At 70.8% G+C, this 17,874-nt stretch carries 15 protein-coding genes; 2 read left to right on the top strand and 13 right to left on the bottom strand.

Going from position 1 to position 17,874, the window contains the following annotated elements:
* Nucleotides 1-3,330 carry a LamG-like jellyroll fold domain-containing protein gene (locus P8A20_RS34420; protein WP_306104914.1) on the bottom strand — a complete coding sequence of 1,110 codons (3,330 nt, stop codon included), beginning with the start codon at nucleotides 3,328-3,330 and terminating at the stop codon, nucleotides 1-3.
* A 172-nt stretch (nucleotides 3,331-3,502) separates the two neighbouring features.
* Nucleotides 3,503-5,938: a GH92 family glycosyl hydrolase gene (locus P8A20_RS34415; RefSeq protein ID WP_306104913.1), complete on the bottom strand. Its 2,436-nt coding sequence runs from the start codon at nucleotides 5,936-5,938 to the stop codon at nucleotides 3,503-3,505.
* A 271-nt stretch (nucleotides 5,939-6,209) separates the two neighbouring features.
* Between P8A20_RS34415 and P8A20_RS34410 the strand changes: the two genes are divergently transcribed.
* Nucleotides 6,210-6,941 (top strand): VOC family protein, encoded by a 732-nt coding sequence (locus P8A20_RS34410; protein WP_147961433.1) that lies wholly within the window; start codon nucleotides 6,210-6,212, stop codon nucleotides 6,939-6,941.
* A gap of 111 nt (nucleotides 6,942-7,052) precedes the next feature.
* On the opposite strand, the gene P8A20_RS34405 is transcribed toward P8A20_RS34410, so the two are convergent.
* The 4 genes from P8A20_RS34405 to P8A20_RS34390 form a co-directional block, all read right to left on the bottom strand.
* Nucleotides 7,053-8,954, bottom strand: a complete 1,902-nt coding sequence (locus P8A20_RS34405) for a rhamnogalacturonan lyase (protein ID WP_306104912.1) — start codon at nucleotides 8,952-8,954, stop codon at nucleotides 7,053-7,055.
* A 37-nt stretch (nucleotides 8,955-8,991) separates the two neighbouring features.
* The gene (locus P8A20_RS34400; protein ID WP_147960720.1) at nucleotides 8,992-9,330 is read right to left on the bottom strand and encodes a YkvA family protein; all 339 of its coding nucleotides are present in this window, start codon (nucleotides 9,328-9,330) and stop codon (nucleotides 8,992-8,994) included.
* 41 nt (nucleotides 9,331-9,371) lie between these two features.
* Nucleotides 9,372-9,629, bottom strand: coding sequence for a WhiB family transcriptional regulator (locus P8A20_RS34395; RefSeq protein ID WP_147960719.1), 258 nt, complete (start codon nucleotides 9,627-9,629; stop codon nucleotides 9,372-9,374).
* A 121-nt stretch (nucleotides 9,630-9,750) separates the two neighbouring features.
* The gene (locus P8A20_RS34390; RefSeq protein WP_147960718.1) at nucleotides 9,751-10,605 is read right to left on the bottom strand and encodes a Scr1 family TA system antitoxin-like transcriptional regulator; all 855 of its coding nucleotides are present in this window, start codon (nucleotides 10,603-10,605) and stop codon (nucleotides 9,751-9,753) included.
* A gap of 245 nt (nucleotides 10,606-10,850) precedes the next feature.
* Between P8A20_RS34390 and P8A20_RS34385 the strand changes: the two genes are divergently transcribed.
* A complete protein-coding gene (locus tag P8A20_RS34385) occupies nucleotides 10,851-11,255 on the top strand; it encodes an ATP-binding protein (RefSeq protein WP_371606680.1) in 405 nt (134 codons plus the stop codon).
* A 15-nt stretch (nucleotides 11,256-11,270) separates the two neighbouring features.
* On the opposite strand, the gene P8A20_RS34380 is transcribed toward P8A20_RS34385, so the two are convergent.
* From P8A20_RS34380 to P8A20_RS34350, 7 genes are all read right to left on the bottom strand, one after another.
* Entirely contained in the window at nucleotides 11,271-11,978 is a 708-nt protein-coding gene (locus P8A20_RS34380; protein ID WP_147960717.1) for a ribonuclease H family protein, read from the bottom strand.
* Nucleotides 11,979-12,004: 26 nt separating this feature from the next.
* Nucleotides 12,005-12,799, bottom strand: coding sequence for an SDR family NAD(P)-dependent oxidoreductase (locus tag P8A20_RS34375; protein WP_306104911.1), 795 nt, complete (start codon nucleotides 12,797-12,799; stop codon nucleotides 12,005-12,007).
* A 156-nt stretch (nucleotides 12,800-12,955) separates the two neighbouring features.
* Nucleotides 12,956-13,453 carry a peptidylprolyl isomerase gene (locus tag P8A20_RS34370; RefSeq protein ID WP_147960715.1) on the bottom strand — a complete coding sequence of 166 codons (498 nt, stop codon included), beginning with the start codon at nucleotides 13,451-13,453 and terminating at the stop codon, nucleotides 12,956-12,958.
* 153 nt (nucleotides 13,454-13,606) lie between these two features.
* Nucleotides 13,607-14,143, bottom strand: coding sequence for a lamin tail domain-containing protein (locus tag P8A20_RS34365; protein WP_306104910.1), 537 nt, complete (start codon nucleotides 14,141-14,143; stop codon nucleotides 13,607-13,609).
* Between the two features lie 350 nt (nucleotides 14,144-14,493).
* On the bottom strand, nucleotides 14,494-14,727 hold the full coding sequence (locus tag P8A20_RS34360; protein WP_147960713.1) for a hypothetical protein: 234 nt from the start codon (nucleotides 14,725-14,727) through the stop codon (nucleotides 14,494-14,496).
* Between the two features lie 101 nt (nucleotides 14,728-14,828).
* The gene (locus tag P8A20_RS34355) at nucleotides 14,829-15,248 is read right to left on the bottom strand and encodes a DUF6221 family protein (RefSeq protein ID WP_147960712.1); all 420 of its coding nucleotides are present in this window, start codon (nucleotides 15,246-15,248) and stop codon (nucleotides 14,829-14,831) included.
* A gap of 173 nt (nucleotides 15,249-15,421) precedes the next feature.
* Entirely contained in the window at nucleotides 15,422-17,848 is a 2,427-nt protein-coding gene (locus tag P8A20_RS34350; RefSeq protein ID WP_306104909.1) for a SpoIIE family protein phosphatase, read from the bottom strand.
* Nucleotides 17,849-17,874: the final 26 nt, after the last annotated feature.

Genomic DNA, 17,874 nt, shown 5'->3' with positions numbered 1-17,874 from the left:
TTACGGCCGGTCGCCGTCGTGGAGCGCGGTCACGTCCTGATCGGTGAGCGCCTTGTCGTACACCTTCACCTGGTCGACCGAACCGTTCCAGAAGTCGACGTTGCCGCCCGACCACTTGGCACGGCCGACGGACAGCGCGCCGGTGCTCACGTCGGCGGTGCCGGCGGCCGCCGTGGAGGCCAGCTTGCCGTCGACGTAGAGCTTGATCTCGTCACCGCTGCGGACACCGACGAGGTGGTACCAGTGGCCGAGCTCGGGCTTGATCTCCAGCCGGGCGCGGTGGGCGCCGGGGGTGGAGAAGGCGAACCCGCCCTGCCCGTACTGCAGGTAGAACGGGTTCTCCTGGCGCCGGCCGTCCTGGCTGACGACGGTGGCGTAGTTGCCCGGCAGCGCGTCCAGCGACGCCCAGGCCGAGACGGTGTAGTCACCGGTGGTGTCGACGACCGGGCCGTCGGTCTGCGCGTACTGGCCCTTGCCGTCGAACTTCAGCGCCGAGCCCTTGACACCCGGCGCCCAGGACGTGCCCTCGGAGAGCGTGAGGTCCTTGTGGTTGGGGCCGCTGTCGGCGGCCTTGGTGCCCTTGTCCTCGTCGAGGGACCACGCCCCGCCGCCCTTGATCTCGTCGCGCTCGCCCGCGGCGGCGCCGGCGGCGATGACCTCCTGGTTGATCTTCCGCACCTTGGCGGGGTCGACCTTGATCTCGCGGCGGTCGTACGTCCAGAGACCGTTGAGCTCGTTCTCCAGGTCGGTCACCTGGGTGTAGATCGAGCCGGAGAGCTCGGCGCGAGCCGCGTCCAGGTAGTACGTGCGGGTGTTGTCGACGTACTTCGCGGTCAGTGCGTCCTTGTCCGCGACGCCGCTGTAGATCGCGGTGGGCGCGCCGGGCCACATGCGGCCGGGGATCCGCAGGGTGAAGCCGCCGTGCTCACCGTCGATCGCGGCACGCTTCTCGTCGGGGAAGGCCGGGTCGGTGTTGTTGTAGTCGTGGTGGTCGATGATGTCGCCCTTGCCGGAGTCACCCTTCGAGTTGCAGCAGTTGACTCCGCTGTGGGCGCTGACGACGCGCGAGGGGTCGGCGGCCTGGACCTTCTCGGTGATCCTGCCGGTCTCGGTGCGGTCCCACTCGCCCCAGCCCTCGTTGAAGACGATCCAGGCACCGATCGACGGGTAGTTGTGCAGCTGCTCCATCATCTCGGCACCCTGGTCGAGGAAGGCCTTCTGGCCCTTCTCGCCGGTGATGTTGCCGGAGACGAAGTCCTGCCACACCAGGAGGCCCAGCTGGTCGGCGTGGTAGTACCAGCGGGCGGGCTCGACCTTGATGTGCTTGCGGACCGAGTTGAAGCCGAGGTCCTTCTGCGCCTTGAGGTCGAAGACCAGGGCCTTGTCGCTGGGCGCCGTGTTCAGACCGTCGGGGTAGAAGCCCTGGTCGAGCTGGGCGAGGGAGAAGAACGGCTTCCCGTTGAGCACCAGCTTCTGGTAGCCGCCGACCTCGGCGACACCGAAGGAGCGCATCCCGAAGTAGCTGTCGACGGTGTCCTTGGAACGCCCGTCCTTGAGCGTGACCTCCAGGTCGTACAGGTACGGGTCATCCGGCGTCCACAGGTGCTGCTTGGCCACCGGGAGGCTCAGCTCGCCGTTGGCCGGACCGGTGACGGTGCCGACGACCTTGCCCTTCTTGTCACGCGCCACGGCCGTGACCTTGGCGGACTTCGAGGCGCCCTCGGAGTTGACCGTGACCGCGAGCCGGCCCTTGTCGATGTCCGGCGTGGTCTTCAGGGAGTCGACCGCGGCGGGTGCGACGGGCTCCATCCAGACGGTCTGCCAGATACCGGAGGTGGCGGTGTAGAAGATGCCGCTCGGGTTCGCGGACTGCTTGCCCGTGGGCTGGTCCGCTCCGGTGGTGTCGGTGACCGCGACGACCACCTCCTGAGGACCGGTGCCCTTGAGCGCGTCGGTGATGTCGGCGCTGAAGGCGGTGTAGCCGCCGGTGTGCTCGGCGACCTGCTTGCCGTTGACCCAGACCCGTGCGTGGTAGTCGACGGCCCCGAAGTTGAGCTTCAGCCGCTCGTCACTGCCGCGCTTGCCGACCGACCAGCTCTTGGGCACCGTGACGAGCTTGCGGTAGAACATGTGGTCTTCGTGGCGCTCGAGCCCGGAGAGCTGGGACTCGACGGGGTAGGGCACGGTGATGCGCTCGTCGAGCGACTTGCCGAAGACCGGCTGCTCACCGGCGGCCGCTCCCGCGAACTCCCACTGGCCGTTGAGGTTCTTCCAGTCGTCGCGGACCTGCTGCGGCCGGGGGTACTCGGGCAGCGGGTTCTTGCGGTCGACCTTGTCGCCCCACGGGGTGGTCAGCCGGTGCGTGGAGAGGTTCTTCGCCCTGCGGCTGATCTCCGGGACGGTCTCCTCGCCGTTCTTCAGGCCGCCCTTGCCGTCGTACGCGACCCGGACCTGCTGGCCCTTCTGGACGGCCGCGTCCAGCGTGACGACGAGCGCCTTGCGGTTGTTCGACGCCCTGGCGACGGACTTCACGGGCATCGGCGTGGTGTCCGCCTCGACCGTGAGGTGGTCCTTCACGTCCTTGATGCCGCCGAGCTCGTGGTCGAAGGTCGCCTGCACCTTGAGGCCGTTCCCGGCGACGCTGAGCGCGACCGGGTAGACCTCGAAGTCTGCGGGCGGGGTGAACGCGGACTCGGGCACGATCTGCTTGGCCAGCTTCGCGCTGGACCAGCGCAGGAACATGTTCGCCCCGCCGACGTCCTGGAACATCTCCAGCCGGAAGGTGTGCTGTTCACCGGCCTTCAGCGAGACCGGAGCGCTGGTCTGCTCCTTGTCCCAGTCCGGCACCCAGTGGTCGATGACCGGCTTGTCGTCGATGAAGAGCCGGAAGCCGTTGTCGCCGATGGCGGAGAAGGTGTAGTCGCCGGTCTCGGGCGCCGCGATCTGCCCCGTCCAGCGGGCGGTCGTGTGCTCGGTCCTGCCGGTGGCCGACTCGAACGCCCCGGTCAGACCGGGGAAGTTGATCTCCGGGTCGAGCGCGGTCGCGCCTAGTTCGGCGAAGTCACGGGCGCCCGGCGCGGACATGGCGAAGTACTCGCCCTTGAGTCCGTGCGGCTCGGTGGACGGGTCGTCCTTCACGAACGCCGATGCTGCGGCGGCCCCTTCGGCGGGAGCGGCGGCTGCGGCGGTCGGGACCAGCGTGGCCCCGACCGGAAGCAGCAGCGCCGCAGTACAGGCGAGCGTTCTGAAAAGCGTGCGGGGGCGGGCTAGTTGTCGTATCAAGGCGTCGTCCTCGTCGAAGAAGCCGAAGTGCTCCGAACCGCGAAGCACTGCACATAGTCGAACATTGAGCCACAGCCTCAAACACCTGACAACGGTCGTGCACGCAGAATTTTCAACGATAGAAAAACGAGACCTCTTCCACACCCCGCGCAACGGGCGCGGGACCCGGTGGGCGGCATCGCGCCGCCCACCGGGCCCCACCGCAGCGACAGTTGGCGCACTACCGCGGAAGACCCGCAGGTCCCGTGGCCCAGGACGTGTTCGGCTCCTCGGCGAGCCGGTAGGCCAGCGAGCCTCCCCGGGTGACCAGCCGGGCGTCCACCCAGGACCTGTCGGCCGGGCGGCCGTCCACCTTCACCGCGTCGATGTACGGATGTGTCGCATCGGCGGCCGGGGCACTGATCCGGATGTCCCCGCCCTGGGACCGCTCGAGCACCGCGGACGGGAAGAGCGGTGTTCCGAGCAGCATGGCGGCGCTGCCCGGTGTCTGCGGGTAGAGGCCGAGTGCCGAGAAGACGTACCAGGCCGACATGGTGCCGAGGTCGTCGTTGCCGGGCAGGCCGCGCGGCCCCGTCCCGTAGACCGTGTCCACGATCTCGCGTACGGTCTCCTGTGTCTTCCAGGGCATGCCGAGCGCGTTGTAGAGCCAAGGGGCATGGATGCCCGGCTCGTTGGTGGGGTCGTAGCGCAGCGCGTCCCCACCCTTGACCGACCAGGAACCGTCAGCCTTGTGGAAGAAGGCGTCCAGCCGCTTCGCCGCCGTCTCACGGCCGCCCATGGCCTCGGCCAGCCCCTGGACGTCCTGCGGGACCATCCAGGTGTAGGTGGCGCTCGTCCCCTGCGCGAAGCCCTTGTCGCTGCCGGGACCGAAGGGCGTCACCCAGGAACCGTCGAGGTTGCGTGCCTGGACGTAGCCGGTGGTTCCCGCTCCGTCACCGGCATCGGGGTTGAAGACGTTGCGCCACCAGAGGCCGCGCTCCTCGAAGGCGTCGGCCTCCTCGTCGCGTCCGAGCAGCCGGGCCCAGCGGCCGAGCGCCGCGTCGGCGACCGCGTCCTCGAGGGTCTCGGCGGCGCCGCCCCAGCAGTGACAGACGTCCTGGGCCGCGTAGTGGGATTGCAGGTACTGCGCCAGGTTGGGCCGCTGGCCCGTGCACTGACCGGGGCACCCCGCGTCGGAGAGACCGTCCGGATGGGGCACCGTGGCCTGACGTGCCAGGGATTCGAAGGCGCCCTCGTAGTCGAAGTTGCGTACGCCCATCGCGTAGAAGGTGGCGAGCGTGGCGGCTGTGGGATCACCCGTCATCACGTGCGTGGCACCGTTGACGTGCACCCAGCGGTCCCAGACGCCGCCGTTCTGCCGGGCGAAGTTGTACAGGGACTGGGCGAAGTCCCCGGCGATCCTGGGCTTGAGGAGGGCGAGGAGCTGGATCTGGGCGCGGTACTGGTCCCACCCGGAGAAGTTGCTGTACTGAGCCTTCTGACCTCCCGTCACACGGTGCGGCTTCCCGTCCATGCCGGGGTAGCGGCCGTCGGTGTCACTGATGAGGTTCGGCTGCATCAGCGAGTGGTACAGCGCGGTGTAGAAGGTGGTGCGCTGCGCGTCACTGCCTCCGCCGACGCGCGCGGAGCCGAGCTCGCGGTCCCAGGCCGCGGATCCCGCCCGGGCCACGTCGTCGACGCTCGCCCTCGGCGCGATCTCCTTGCGGAGGTTGGCCTCGGCGCCGGCCCGGCTCACGTAGGAGATGCCGATCCGCATGCGTACGTCGTCGTCGGCCGAGGTGTCGAACCCGACCCAGCCTCCGGATCCCCGGCCGGCGCGGTCCGCCCCGGTGGCGTACCCCTCACCACCGCTTCCGCTCGTGGAGCCGGGGGCGAGGGTGGCGTCACGCCAGGTTCCCGTGGTGGCGAAGTCACGGTCGAAGGATGCGCTGAAGTAGAGGCGGTAGTAGCTCTTGCGGTTGTTGGTGCCGCCGTTGGCGCGCCGCCCGCAGAACGCTCCCGTGAGCACCGAACCGGTCACCTTGCGGTGCGCGGTGTCGATCTCGATGTCGGCGTCCTCACTGCCGTTGAGGGAGTTGGACACGCGGAAGAGCAGGTTGGCCGGCTTGTCCGCCGGGAAGGCGAAGTCGGCCACGCCCGCGCGCTCGCTCACGGCCAGGTCGGCGGTGGCGCCCGAGTCCAGGCCGACGGTGTAACGGCCGGGCACGGCACGCTCGTCGGCGTGCGAGAACCCTGAGGCGTAGACCGCGTCCTTGGTGTCGGCGGACGGCGAGGAGGTGACGTCCCCGACGAAGGGCATGATGGGCACGTCACCCGCGGCGCCGGGGTTGCAGCCGGCTCCGTTGACATGGGTGAGGCTGAGTCCGCGCATGCGTGTCACGCCGTACTCGTAGCCGTTTGCGGCGCCCGTGCTCGTCTGGTCGCCCGTGGTACTGGTCGGCGACCAGGCGATCATGCCGTACGGGCGTACCGCGCCGGGATAGGTGTTGCCGCCGTTCGCCGTACCGATCATCGGGTCCACGTAGGTGGTGGGACGCGTGACGAGCGCGTCGGCCTGGGCGGCCGGTGGCGCCACGGCGCCTGCGAGCGCGCCGGTGAGGACGATCGCGGCGGCCCGTGCGGCGAGACGCCGGGCCGCGGACGGTCTGGAGTACATGTTCTCGGATACCTCCGAAGAGATGGACAACGTTGTCAGCACGGCTCGGACCACAGTGCGGACAGCGTTGATCGGTGCGCGGCCGAGCGTAGGTCCCCGGGGCGTGCGAGGGAATGCCGTGGACCGATCCGGCCGGTGAACGCGTCGTGAACGGGCCTGCGGGCCACAGGCGCAAAGCCCCGCGGCCGGACGCGCGCCCGCCGCGGACCCGGTGGGCCTGACACCATGGCAGTTGCTTCCGTGACACACCGGTCCGCAGCAGAGGAGCGCCATGATCCGCTGGACGTACGCCTTCATCGACCGCCCCGCGGCGGAAGTTGGGCCCGCCGTCGGCTTCTGGAGCGCGGTCACGGGAACGAGCGCCTCCGGACCGTGGGGCGAGCGGGGTGAGTTCACCACGCTCATCCCCGAGGAGGCCGACGCCTGCCTCGCGGTGCAGGCCGTCGGTGGGGGCGGCGGCACACACCCGGATCTCGCGGTGAAGGACGCACCCGCGTTCACCGCGCGTGCGACCGGGCTGGGCGCCGTGGTGGTCGGCCGACGGCCCGGTCTCACGGTGCTCCGCTCCCCCGGCGGCCAGACCTTCTGCGTGGTGCCCTGGCGCGGACAACTGGTCCGGCCGCCGGTCCTCACCGGCCCTGGCGGCATCACGAGCCGGCTCGACCAGCTCTGCCTCGACGTGTCACCCGCGGCCTTCGAGGCCGAACTCGGGTTCTGGACGGCTCTGACGGGCTGGGAGGGCACTCCCGGCGTCCACCCGGAGTTCCACACGCTGCGTCCGCCCGGGGATGTGCCCGTCCACCTGCTCCTCCAGCGCCTGGAGGAGGATCGCCCCGCTTCGGCGCATCTCGACATCGCCTGCTCGGACCTGGCCGCCGGCCGGGTCCTGCACGAACGGCTCGGTGCCGCGTTCGTACGCGACGGGGACGGCTGGACGGTGATGCGGGATCCGGCAGGCGGTGTCTACTGCCTCACGGGCCGCGATCCCCTCACGGGCCGTTAGCTGCGGCTTTCCGCCCGGCTCGCACCACCGGGTGCCTCCGCCGGAGACGGCACCCGGTGGTGCGACGGGCGGGCCACGCCCCGTGCCACAGGAACGCGGCCCGCCGGCACGCTACGGCGTGGTGATGCTCGGCCGGGGTGCGGTCGCCATCCCGCTGCCGATGGCGAAACTGGGGTGCGGGGGCTGGTTGTAAGCGGTGTTCTGCCAGGCCAGCGCGGTCCGGTACATGGTGTCGTGCAGCAGCGTGGTGATCTTCGTGCCGGTCTCGACCGGCGTGGAGTAGATCCGCAGCGCCGTGTTGTTGGTGGTCGGCCAGACGACCTCCTCGCGCCAGTCGCCGAAGAGGTCGCCGGAGATCGCGGGCGTGGCCTTGGTGCCGTTGTTGGAGTGGACCGAGGCCCCGGTCAGCAAGCGGGTGTCGGACGACGTGCCGTACTTGTCGATGTGGGTGCCGTCGAGGAGTTCACGGGTGGTGTCGCCGTCCCACCAGGACAGGAAGTTGGAAGAGGACGGCTTACGGCTGGCGACCACGTCGCCCTTCGGGCCGCGGACGCCGGAGACCGCCGAGGACCAGGACTCGGCACCGGCACTGCCGGACCAGATGTCGCCGGAGACCCCGCGTCCGTTGTCGCCGCTCGCCGGCGTCGACCAGAGGATCTGCCCGGTCTTCGCGTCCGCCATCCACGAGGACGGCTTCGAGCTGTCCTCGTCGACCTTGAACTCCTCGAGTCCCGCCCTGGACGGATCGAGGTCCCCTACGTGCATCGCGTCGCCGTGGCCGTTCTTCGTGGTCCACAGTCCGCTGCCGTTGTCGTCGACGGCCATGGCGCCGTAGATGATCTCGTCCTTGCCGTCCCCGTCGGCGTCGGCGACGGACAGCTGGTGGTTGCCCTGACCGTCGTAGCCCTTGCCGGAGTTCGTCGAACTGTTCGTGTCGAAGGTCCAGCGCCGGGTGAAGGCGCCGCCCCGCCAGTCCCACGCGGCGATGACGCTGCGCGTGTAGTAGCCGCGCGCCATGATCAGGGAAGGCCGGGCGCCGTCCAGATAGGCCGTACCGGCGAGGAAGCGGTCGACGCGGTTGCCGTAGGAGTCGCCCCACGAGGACACCGTGCCGCGTGCGGGGACGTAGTCGACGGTGCCCATCGCCGCACCGGTCCTGCCGTTGAACATCGTCAGGAACTCGGGGCCCGACAGGATGTATCCGGAGGAGTTGCGGTGGTCGGCGGAGGAACTGCCGATGATCTTCCCGGTGCCGTCGACGCTGGCGTCGGCGGTCTTCATGGCCACCTCGGCCTGGCCGTCGCCGTCGTAGTCGTAGACCTGGAACTGGGTGTAGTGGGCGCCGGAGCGGATGTTGCGTCCGAGGTCGACCCGCCAGAGCCGGGTGCCGTCGAGTTTGATCCCGTCGACGATCGTGTTGCCCGTGTAGCCGGACTGGGAGTTGTCCTTGGCGTTGGTGGGCTGCCACTTGAGGACGAAGTCGAGGGCACCGTCACCGTCCAGGTCACCGACGGACGCGTCGTTGGCCTCGTAGGTGTAGGCGACACCGTCGGGCGTCGTCCCGCCCGCGGGCGGGCTGATGGGCACGTCCTTGTATCCGGCGCGGAACTGGATCGCGTGCACGGAGTCGCCCTGTTCCACCCCGTCGACGACCGCGCGGACCGTGTAGTCGGCGGTGGCGGGCGCGCCGGAGTGGAAGTAGTTCGTCGAGGCGGTGACCGGCGAGGCGTTGACCTTGGTGCCGGCCCGGTAGACGTTGAACGACACGTTGTCGGGGTCGGTGCCCAGCCAGCGCCAGCTGACGAGGTTGCCGCTGTCGGTGTGGACGCTCACGACGCCGCGGTCCAGCGCCTCGGCCTGCCGTGCGGTGGCGGCCTGCGAGACGGGGCCGAGTGCGACGAGCCCGCCGGCGGCGAGCAGCCCTGCCGCCAGGGCGCCGACCAGTGCGCGGGTACGGGTGGTACGGCGTCTGCGGCGAGGGCGGGTATCGGGGTGGGGAAGCAGAGGCTCCACGAGAGGCACCTTCTGGCAGGGGACGGCTTACGCCCCCTCAGTTGCTGCCCGTCGCCGAAAGGTTGCCGCCGGATTCCGTTCCGGTCACGGCCGGCTTCCTCCGGCCCGCGCCGGCCGCGTGCGCCGCGGAGTGCAGCGAGCGCAGGGCCAGCAGCAGGAAGCCTATGTCGTCGAGGTAGACGGGATCCGGCAGGAGATCGACGGGAGACACCGTGTAGATCACCGCCGCCCACACGAGCGCCTTGTTGTGCAGGGGGACGCCCGCGTCGACGAGCAGCTTCCTGGCACGGATCACGCGGACCAGCAGAACGGCGGCGGTACCCGCCATGAGCAGGACCGCGACCGCGCCGACCACGAGCCAGACCGAGGTGTCCACGGCTCACCGTCTTCTCTCGGGGCGACCGGCGCCGGGGGGCGTCATCCGTGGCTCCTGGCCTGCTGCCGGGCGCGGCGGCGCTTCAGGGCACGGCGTTCGTTCTCGTCCATGCCTCCCCAGACGCCCGAGTCCTGGCCGTTCTCCAGGGCCCACTCCAGGCACTGTTCCCGCACGGGACACGCACCGCAGACAGCCTTGGCCTCCTCTGCCTGCACGAGCGCGGGGCCGGTGCTGCCGATGGGGAAGAACAGGTCGGGGTCCTCTTCGCGGCACGCCGCGTGCGTGCGCCAGTTGTCCATGACTCTCACTCCTTCTCACAGGGAACGGTCCGTCGGTCTCTGCTGGATTCCACTTGGTTTCCGGGCTCCGTAGGTCCGCGTGACCGTCATCCGGCGTTCGAAACCACAACGAGCCCGGCCTTCACGGGTTTCCCGCTCTGTCGCCATCTTCCGGCAGCGGGGACCCCGGATGCGGGGCGGCCGCGCAGGCGCCGTCCAGCCTGATGCGGTAATCCATGACGGCGGCCGGCTCACCGATGATGTCCACCCTGGCGCCGGGGCTCTCCAGGACCGCGCGGTCGCCGATCTCCGGGGCCGGGACGCGCAGCAGATGCAGGGCCGGGACGCCGGTCATGGGGTGCGGCGGAGAGTCGAGGGGCATTACCTGCACGGTGAGGTGCTTCCGGAATGCGGCCTCCTCCAGCACGGTCCGCTGCTCCGCCATCACCACGGGGCCGCCGACCGTCGTGTGGAGAGCGGCTGCCGGGAGCAGGGCCCAGAGGGCGGCGCCGCGCTCCTCCAGCCGGCGCTGCCGCTCCGCCAGCAGTTCGATGTGCCGGTCGAGTCTCGGCGCGGGATCCGCGGTCAGGGCCCTGCGCAGGGCCGCCTCGTAGGCCGGGGTGCGCAGCAGCTCGGGTACGAGCGCGGGATGCCAGGTCCGCACGAGTGCGGCGGAGGACTCGATGCCGATGACCTCCTGCTGCCAAGGCTGCATCGCATCCCGCCACCGGTGCCACCAGCCGGGCAGGTTCGCGGCCGCGAGACCCGTCATGATCGGCTCGGCCTCCGCGGCGGACACCGCGTAGCGTTCCAGGAGGACGCGGACCTGATGGGCGTCGAGGCCGGTCTCCGCGCGCTCGATGCGCCGGACGGTCGCGGGGTGGGCACCCAGTGCCACGGCCGCCGCCCGGAGGCTGACGCCGGCGCGTTCCCGCAGCATCCGCATGCGCTCCGCCAGGACACGGTGCTCGACGGTGGGGCCGGACCGGGGCCTCATCCACTGCCCTTCCTCGTATGCACGGTCATGTGCGGATTTCGGAGCCACAAGCTCTGATTCCGAATCATCCTGACATTCTGCCCCTTGCAAAGTATGCATTTTGCACGGAGAGTACGTACATGTCGGAAATAGTTACGTGCGCACGCCTGACCCCGTCGGGTTCGGGCGGGCGTAGCGCACAGAGCTGGTGGATCCCCCGCCTCCCCAGGGGTGTCCCCGTCGCGAGGCACCGCGTGCAGGAAGCCATGCGGGGCTGGGGAGAGCCGGACGAGCGCGTCGAGACGGCGGCCCTGGTCGTGACCGAGCTGGTCGCGAACGCGGTGGAGCACACCGCGGGCCGGCGGATCCGGTGCCGCCTCCTGCGGACCTCCGGCCGCGTGCGCATCTGCGTGTGGAACCGCGGCAGGCGGCACGTACCGGGACTGCCCGGCCCCCGGGATCCCGGGCTGCACGGCGATCCGGCGTACGGGACGTATGGCTCGGAGGGCCCCGGCCCGGTGGCCCTCGGCGGACCGCACGGCACGGGCGACGGCTTCAGCCTCGCGTCGGTGGCCGAGGACGGGCGGGGTCTGATGCTCGTGGACGCGCTGTCCACGCGGTGGGGCACCCGCACCAGCGTGTCCGGCCGGCTCGTCTGGGCCGATGTCTGAACCGGCCGGGACCGCTCAGGCGAGCGCCGCCCGGCACTCCGGGTGACCCCAGCCGTTCGGGTTCTTGGCGATCATGTCCTTGGCCGCGTACGGCTTCCCGCAGTGGCACCGGCCCGCGAACCTGGCACGGATCGTTCCGCTGCCCGAGCTCTTCCTGGCCGTGGATCCGGCAGCCGAGCCGCTCCTGGCCTCGCCCGCCCCCGCCGTCCGGCTCTTCGTCGAGCGGGCCGGGGCCGGCACCGGCATGTCCGTGGTGCCGTGCGCGGTCCCCGCGGCCTGCTGGGAGACCGCGACCTCGCTCGCGGCCTGGTCGGCCACGGCGTTGAGCGGGTCGCCGCCCACCTGGTGCGCCGGGACGTAGCGGAAGGTCACGCTTCGGCTGCTCAGCAGCTCGTCGATGGCGACCACCAGCTCCCGATTGGCGACCGGCTTGCCGCCCGACGTCTTCCAGCCGTTGCGCTTCCACCCCGGCAGCCACTTGGTCACCGCGTTCATCGCGTACTGCGAGTCCATGCGCACCTCGACGGGCACGGCCGGGTCGGTCGACCTCAGCAGTTCCAGCAGGGCGGTGAGCTCGGCGACGTTGTTGGTGGCGGTGCCCAGCGGGCCCGCTTCCCACCGCTGGGGTTCACCCTGTCCGTCGGCCACGACCCATGCCCAGGCAGCAGGTCCCGGATTGCCCTTGGATGCCCCGTCACACGCGGCGATGATGCGCTCGTCCATGCCCCTGATCATGCCAGCCCCGGAGGTCAGGGCACGATCGAGTCGATGTACCCGCCGTCCACCCGCACGGCCGCGCCCGTGGTGGCGGACGCCTGGGGCGAGCTGAGGTAGACGACGAGGTTCGCGATCTCCTCGGGCTCGATGAGCCGCTGGAGCAGGGACTGGGGCCGGTACTCACGCATGAACGCGCGCTGGGCCTCGTCCCAGGGAAGGTCTTCGCCGACGAGCTCGTGGACGAAGTCCTCGACGCCACCGGTATGGGTGGGGCCGGCGATCACGGAGTTCACCGTCACCCCCGTCCCCGCGGCCTCCTTGGCGAACCCGCGGGAGACCGCGAGCAGAGCGGTCTTCGACATGCCGTAGTGGATCATCTCTGCGGGGATGACGACGGCCGAGTCGCTGGCGATGTTCTGGACACGGCCCCACCCCCGACCGGTCATGCCGGGCAGATAGCGGCGGATCAGGCGTACGGCGCTGAGGACGTTGGTGTCGAAGTAGGTGCGCCACTCGTCGTCGGTGATCTCCAGTGGCGGCCGGGAGCCGAAGATGCCGAGGTTGTTGACGAGGATGTCCGCGGCGGGCACGGCCTCTAGGAGCTCGGCGGCTCCCTGCTCCGTGGCGAGGTCACAGGCGACCGTGAGGAGCTGGGCGCCGGGCTCGGTGCCGCGCAGCGCTCCGGCAGCGGTGTCGAGCCGCTCGCGGCTCCGTCCGGTCAGCACCACACGCGCACCGGCGCCGGCCAGCCCGGTGGCGATGGCGAGGCCGATGCCCTGGGACGAGCCGGTCACGACCGCGGTCCTGCCGGCAAGATCGATACGCATGTCGCGGCCCTTTCGTCCCATGTCCGAGGTCGACCGGGTGCAGCGGGTGCACCAGGTCGTCTCCACCCTGGCACTCCCAGGCGAGGGACGCCTTCCGGCCGGATCGGGACGGGCTCCCGGCCGGTGAGGACCGGCCGGGAGCCCCGTCGCGTGCGATCAGAGAACGCCGGACGCGGAGACGGCGATCTTCGCCTTGGTGCTGCCGCTCTGGGAGCCGTAGGTCTCGATCTTGCGGACGAGCGCCATGCTCTCGTCGTCGGCGACCTCGCCGAACACCACGTGCTTGCCGTCCAGCCAGGGGGTGAGGACGGTGGTGATGAAGAACTGCGAGCCGTTGGTGTTCGGGCCGGCATTGGCCATCGAGAGCAGACCCGGCTTGTTGTGCTTCAGGGTGAAGTTCTCGTCGGCGAACTTCTCGCCGTAGATGCTCTTGCCACCGGTGCCGTTGCCCCGGGTGAAGTCACCGCCCTGGAGCATGAAGTCCGGGATGACACGGTGGAACGGGGAGCCGGCGTAGCCGTAGCCGTGCTCACCGGTGGCGAGCGCACGGAAGTTCTCCGCGGTCTTGGGGGCAACGTCGTCGAAAAGGTTGAACACGATCCGGCCCGCGGGCTGGTCGTCGATGGTGATGTCGAAATACGCCTTGATGGTCATGGGTCCATCCTGACATCAACCGCCACTCCCCGGTGCACAGCCCCCGCCCGGCGGAAGCCGTGGGCTGCACGGACACGGCGTACCACGGGGATGAGCCGTGGTACGCCGTTTCAGTCAAGGAGAACGCCGCATCCCCCTATCCGTCCGTGCGGGTCAGCGGTTGCCGCGCTGGCCGCCGTCGCGCTGACCGCCGTCGCGGTACCCACCGTCACGGTGACCGCCGCCGCGGTGCCGGCCCCAGGACTCGGAGTCGACCTTGTGCCCGCGGTTGTCGCGGAGCGTGGCGGTGTCCCTGCTGTCCCACACGTAGTGGCGACGGTCCTGGTACACGTCGTGCCGGGTGTCACGGCCGACACCGGTGTGGACGCGGACGGAGGAGCGGCCGGCCAGCCGCAGGTCGAACGTGTACGTGCGGCGGCTCTCGTCGCTGAGCGTCCAGCCGCGGAGGTTGACGGCGTGACGGCTGGTGTTGGTGACGGTCACCCACTCGGCGTTCAGGCTGCGGTTCGAGCCGTTGTCGCGGCCGGGGCTGTCGTACTGGATCTCACCCAGGACGACCGCCGAGCGCTGCGCCGGCCGGTGGTGGCGGCCGTGGTCCCGGCCATCGGCCGTCGCCGGCAGGGCCGCTGCGGCGAGCAGGGCGCCTGAGGCGAGAACGGTGGCGGTGATCCGTCGTGCGGAACGGGACATGAAAACCCCTCATCGTGCAGGCCCGGAATGGAGTGCCGGGCGTTTTCCGACCCCGGCGTCGTGCCGGGAACGCAAACTTTGTCCCGCTTCCGAGGTGGCCGAAAGGTGCCCTGGTTCGTGTGACAAAGTGCGGACATTTCTGTCACACACGACTGCACTCGGCATGGATTTCCGCGGTCGTAGACCTGTCAACCGTTGATCGCCGCACCGACCCTTCCAGGCGGCCCGTTCACAGGGCCATCACATCTCTTTCACCTCTGACCCACTCCCCCGGCACCCCGGCCCGAACCGCTCGGATCCGGCGGATCCGTGTAACAGGAGCGACAGCGCTTACCTGGACAAAGGTTCCATTACCGGCGGGAAAGAAGCTTGCGCGTTCGAGCCGTCAGTACCCATCGCGACGGGGCGATACGGGCACGCTGACCGCCGCTGGTGACCAGCGCGTTCACGGGGGACATCGGATCCAGCGCCATCGTCCTGGCCAGCAGGACGCCGACGGCCAGCGGGAGCAGGGTCACCGCCAGCGCGGTACCGGCGCTGGTCAGGGTCTGGATGCGGGGGCGCGTCGGCGCGTCGGGGAGCATGGCTCCCATTCCACCGGCCGGGGCCCGTGCCGGGATCGGGGCACGTACTCAGGGACACCGCTCCCTGGTACTCAGTCCGGCACGCGGCCCCTCCCCGGGCCTCATCCCTGGGAGGGAGGGCCCCAGTGGGAGAACCGGGGCAGCCACTTCACCCGGTAGTCCGGATGCCCGGCGTGCTCGGCGGCCATCTGCCGCACGACGAATCCCAGCCCGACGGCACGCCCCGAGGTGAAGTCCTGGGCCGGGCGGTCGGTGTCCAGGGCCGAGATCTCCTCGTACTCGTCCAGGAGGACCCTGGTGGTCTCGATGCGGCGCAGGCTGCGCGCGGGGTCCTGGAAGGCGATGTGCCGGTCGTAGCCACGCGACCGTACGACGAAGGCGATACCGCTCGTGCGGTCGTGCACCTCGCCCGGTGCCTCGGCCGGTGTGCGCCAGCCGTCGCCACCGGCTTCCCGCGCGATGTCCTCCTCCTCGGCGAGGCGTGCCCGCACGAAGGCCAACAGGTCCAAGTTCTCTGCCATCTGGTTCCGCATCCTTCTCCGTCACAGACCGCGGCGGTGATCCGTTCACCACCACGGGCCCGTTCTGCCCGACCAGCAGAGGATGCCTCACCTGCGCGCCGAGGGCGCAGTCCGCACCGGGCGCGTTCCGTATGACGGACAGCCCGAGCGGCCGGAGCCCGGCCGTGCGGGGCTCAGCGCGCCGGGGCCGTGCGGGCGGCCATGAGCAGCGCGATGTCGTCGGGCCTGTCCTCGTCCTGCCGGGCCTGGCCGATGATCCGGTCCGCCGTCTCGGCGAGCGGCAGACGGCACGCCGCGGCCAGGGTGCTGCGGAGACGCTCGATGCCCTCGTCGATGTCCGCGCCGGCCTTCTCGACGAGTCCGTCCGTGAAGAGCGCCAGGACGGCTCCTGGGGCGAGCCGCAGTTCCGTGACGGGGTACGAGGCGTCCGGGTCGACACCGAGCACCACGCCCCCGGGGAGGTCCAGGACCTCGGTCCTGCCGTCGGGATGCCTCAGGAGGGGCTGGGGGTGCCCGGCACGGACGGCCCGGAAGGCACCGGTGGCGGGGTCGAGCAGCACGAAGCAGCAGCTGGCGAACTGCCCCGGGTCGAGTCCGATCAGCAGCCGGTTGGTGGCGCCCATGATCTCCTGCGGTTCGTGGCCGATGAGCGCGAAGGCCCGTACGGCACTGCGCAGCTGGCCCATGGTCGCGGCCGCCGCGACACCGTGCCCCTGGACGTCCCCGATGACCAGGACGAGTCCGGCGGCGGTCTCGACGACGTCGTACCAGTCACCCCCCACCTCGACGTCCTGGGTCCCCGAGAGGTAGCGCCCGACGGTGTCGACGTGGTCGACGACGGGCAGCCGGTGGGGCAGCAGGGCCTCCTGGAGTCCCCGGGCGAGCGCCGCCTCGGTGTCGTAGCGCCGGGCGCGTTCGAGCGCCTGGGCGATGAGCCCGGCCAGCGCGGTGAGGACGGTGCGCTCCTCCGGGCTGAAGCCGCGGGGCCGGTCGAAGCCGAGGATGCACGAGCCGACGGGGCGGCCCGAGGCGATGAGGGGCAGGAAGGCGCGGGCGCCGACACTGGCGTCCAGGGGAATGCCGGGATAGGCGTCGGCCAGCTGGTCCATGGACTCGAAGAACAGCGGCCGGCCGCTCGTGAGCGTCTCGACGCCGGGGATGCGGATGTCGAGTCCGACCCCGTCGAACCGGTCGAGAAAGCCCTTGGGGAAGCCCGTCTCGGAGGCGAGGTGGAGACGGCCCTCGTTCTGGAGGTAGATGGCCAACTGTCTGCCGCCGAACGCCGGCAGCAGTTCCTCCGTGACCACGGCCGAGACCTGGCGGGCCGTGACGGCCTCCGTCAGCGCGATGGCCAGCGCGACCGGACGGTAGAGGACCGCGGCGCTGTCGGCCGACGAGCCGAGCTCCGTCCCCGGTGCGGCGGCGGGCTCCGGTGTGCGGCCGGGCCGTCCCGAGGGGCTGAGGGTGACGGTGACCCCGTCGCGGCCGGGGTACAGCGCCACGGACAGCCAGTGGGCGGGGGTGCGCCGGGCGAGGAAGTACACGGGGTCGTCGGAGAAGAACGCGGCCCGGTGATGGTCCTCGTAGGCGGGGTTCGCCAGCCAGGGGAGCACGGCCCACATGTCCCGGCCGATCAGCTCCGCCCGGGTGTGCCCGAGGATCTCCTCCGCCGGTCCGTTGACGTAAGTGATCCGGCCGAGCCGGTCGTGACAGAGGATGCCGTGCGGCACCCGGTCGGCGGCGTCCGGGACGACCGGGCCGGCTTCCGGGTCGAGCACCACTCCGGTCAGGCGGTCCGGTGCGCCGTGGCCGGAGATCTCCACGAGGACCGGCCGTCCCCCGGGGGACCACAGGCTCATACGGCTCACCCGGCCCTCCGCCGACCGTGCGGCTGTGCTTCCCAGCGTCCACAGCCCGTGCACGTCCTCGGGGAGCAGCCGGGCGGTCAGCGCCTCCATGGTGCGCGCAGGGGGTTCTGCGGGGTCGTGGCCCAGGATCAGGCGTGTCGCGTCGTCCGCGGTGACGGTCCCGCCGTCGATGTCCCAGTCGAAGTGTCCGACCCGCAGGGGCCGTGCGGTGGCGGCGGGCAGCCGGACGACCATGGGCGCTCCGTCCCACTCCGCCGGTGCTCCCAGTGCGGCGAGGTCCCTGCCGAGCTTCCGGGCGAGGGCCTCCATCCGGCCGCGGTCCGCCCCGCCGACCGGGACACCCCGGGTGGCATAGCGCAGGACGACGAGGACGCCCACCGGCGCGGTCCCCACCGTCACGGGTGCGTAGAGCGATCCGAAGGGGAACGGAAGACCCGCCATGAGCTGCGGGAACCGGCGCATGGCGTCCTCGGCGTCGCCCAGGTACACCGGGCTGTTCGAGCGGTATGCCTCGGCCACCGGGAAGGGCCGGTTCACATGCATCTGCCACCAGGGACGCAGCAGTGGGCCGGGGAGCCCCGCGAGGACCGCCATCAGCAGGAGGCCGGGGGTACGGGAGCGCAGGTAGACCCCGCCCCCGTACCCACCGACGGCGTCGACGGCGTTCACCACGGCCTGGGCGAGCACCAGCGACAGCTCGTCGGGCGTTCTGCCTCCGTCGCTCCGGGTCACACTGCCAGGATGCGCACCCGTGCGCG

The organism is Streptomyces sp. Alt3 (genome assembly GCF_030719215.1).
In the GTDB taxonomy this organism is placed as follows: Bacteria; Actinomycetota; Actinomycetes; order Streptomycetales; family Streptomycetaceae; genus Streptomyces; species Streptomyces glycanivorans.
This window is presented reverse-complemented; position numbering and strand designations above follow the sequence as displayed.

Coding starts and splice junctions, on each gene's coding strand:
- P8A20_RS34410 (WP_147961433.1), top strand. CDS start 6,210: ATGATCCGCTGGACGTACGCCTTCATCGACCGCCCCGCGGCGGAAGTT.
- P8A20_RS34375 (WP_306104911.1), bottom strand. CDS start 12,799: ATGCGTATCGATCTTGCCGGCAGGACCGCGGTCGTGACCGGCTCGTCC.
- P8A20_RS34415 (WP_306104913.1), bottom strand. CDS start 5,938: ATGTACTCCAGACCGTCCGCGGCCCGGCGTCTCGCCGCACGGGCCGCC.
- P8A20_RS34370 (WP_147960715.1), bottom strand. CDS start 13,453: ATGACCATCAAGGCGTATTTCGACATCACCATCGACGACCAGCCCGCG.
- P8A20_RS34395 (WP_147960719.1), bottom strand. CDS start 9,629: ATGGACAACTGGCGCACGCACGCGGCGTGCCGCGAAGAGGACCCCGAC.
- P8A20_RS34390 (WP_147960718.1), bottom strand. CDS start 10,605: ATGAGGCCCCGGTCCGGCCCCACCGTCGAGCACCGTGTCCTGGCGGAG.
- P8A20_RS34365 (WP_306104910.1), bottom strand. CDS start 14,143: ATGTCCCGTTCCGCACGACGGATCACCGCCACCGTTCTCGCCTCAGGC.
- P8A20_RS34385 (WP_371606680.1), top strand. CDS start 10,851: ATGCGGGGCTGGGGAGAGCCGGACGAGCGCGTCGAGACGGCGGCCCTG.
- P8A20_RS34360 (WP_147960713.1), bottom strand. CDS start 14,727: ATGCTCCCCGACGCGCCGACGCGCCCCCGCATCCAGACCCTGACCAGC.
- P8A20_RS34380 (WP_147960717.1), bottom strand. CDS start 11,978: ATGGACGAGCGCATCATCGCCGCGTGTGACGGGGCATCCAAGGGCAAT.
- P8A20_RS34355 (WP_147960712.1), bottom strand. CDS start 15,248: ATGGCAGAGAACTTGGACCTGTTGGCCTTCGTGCGGGCACGCCTCGCC.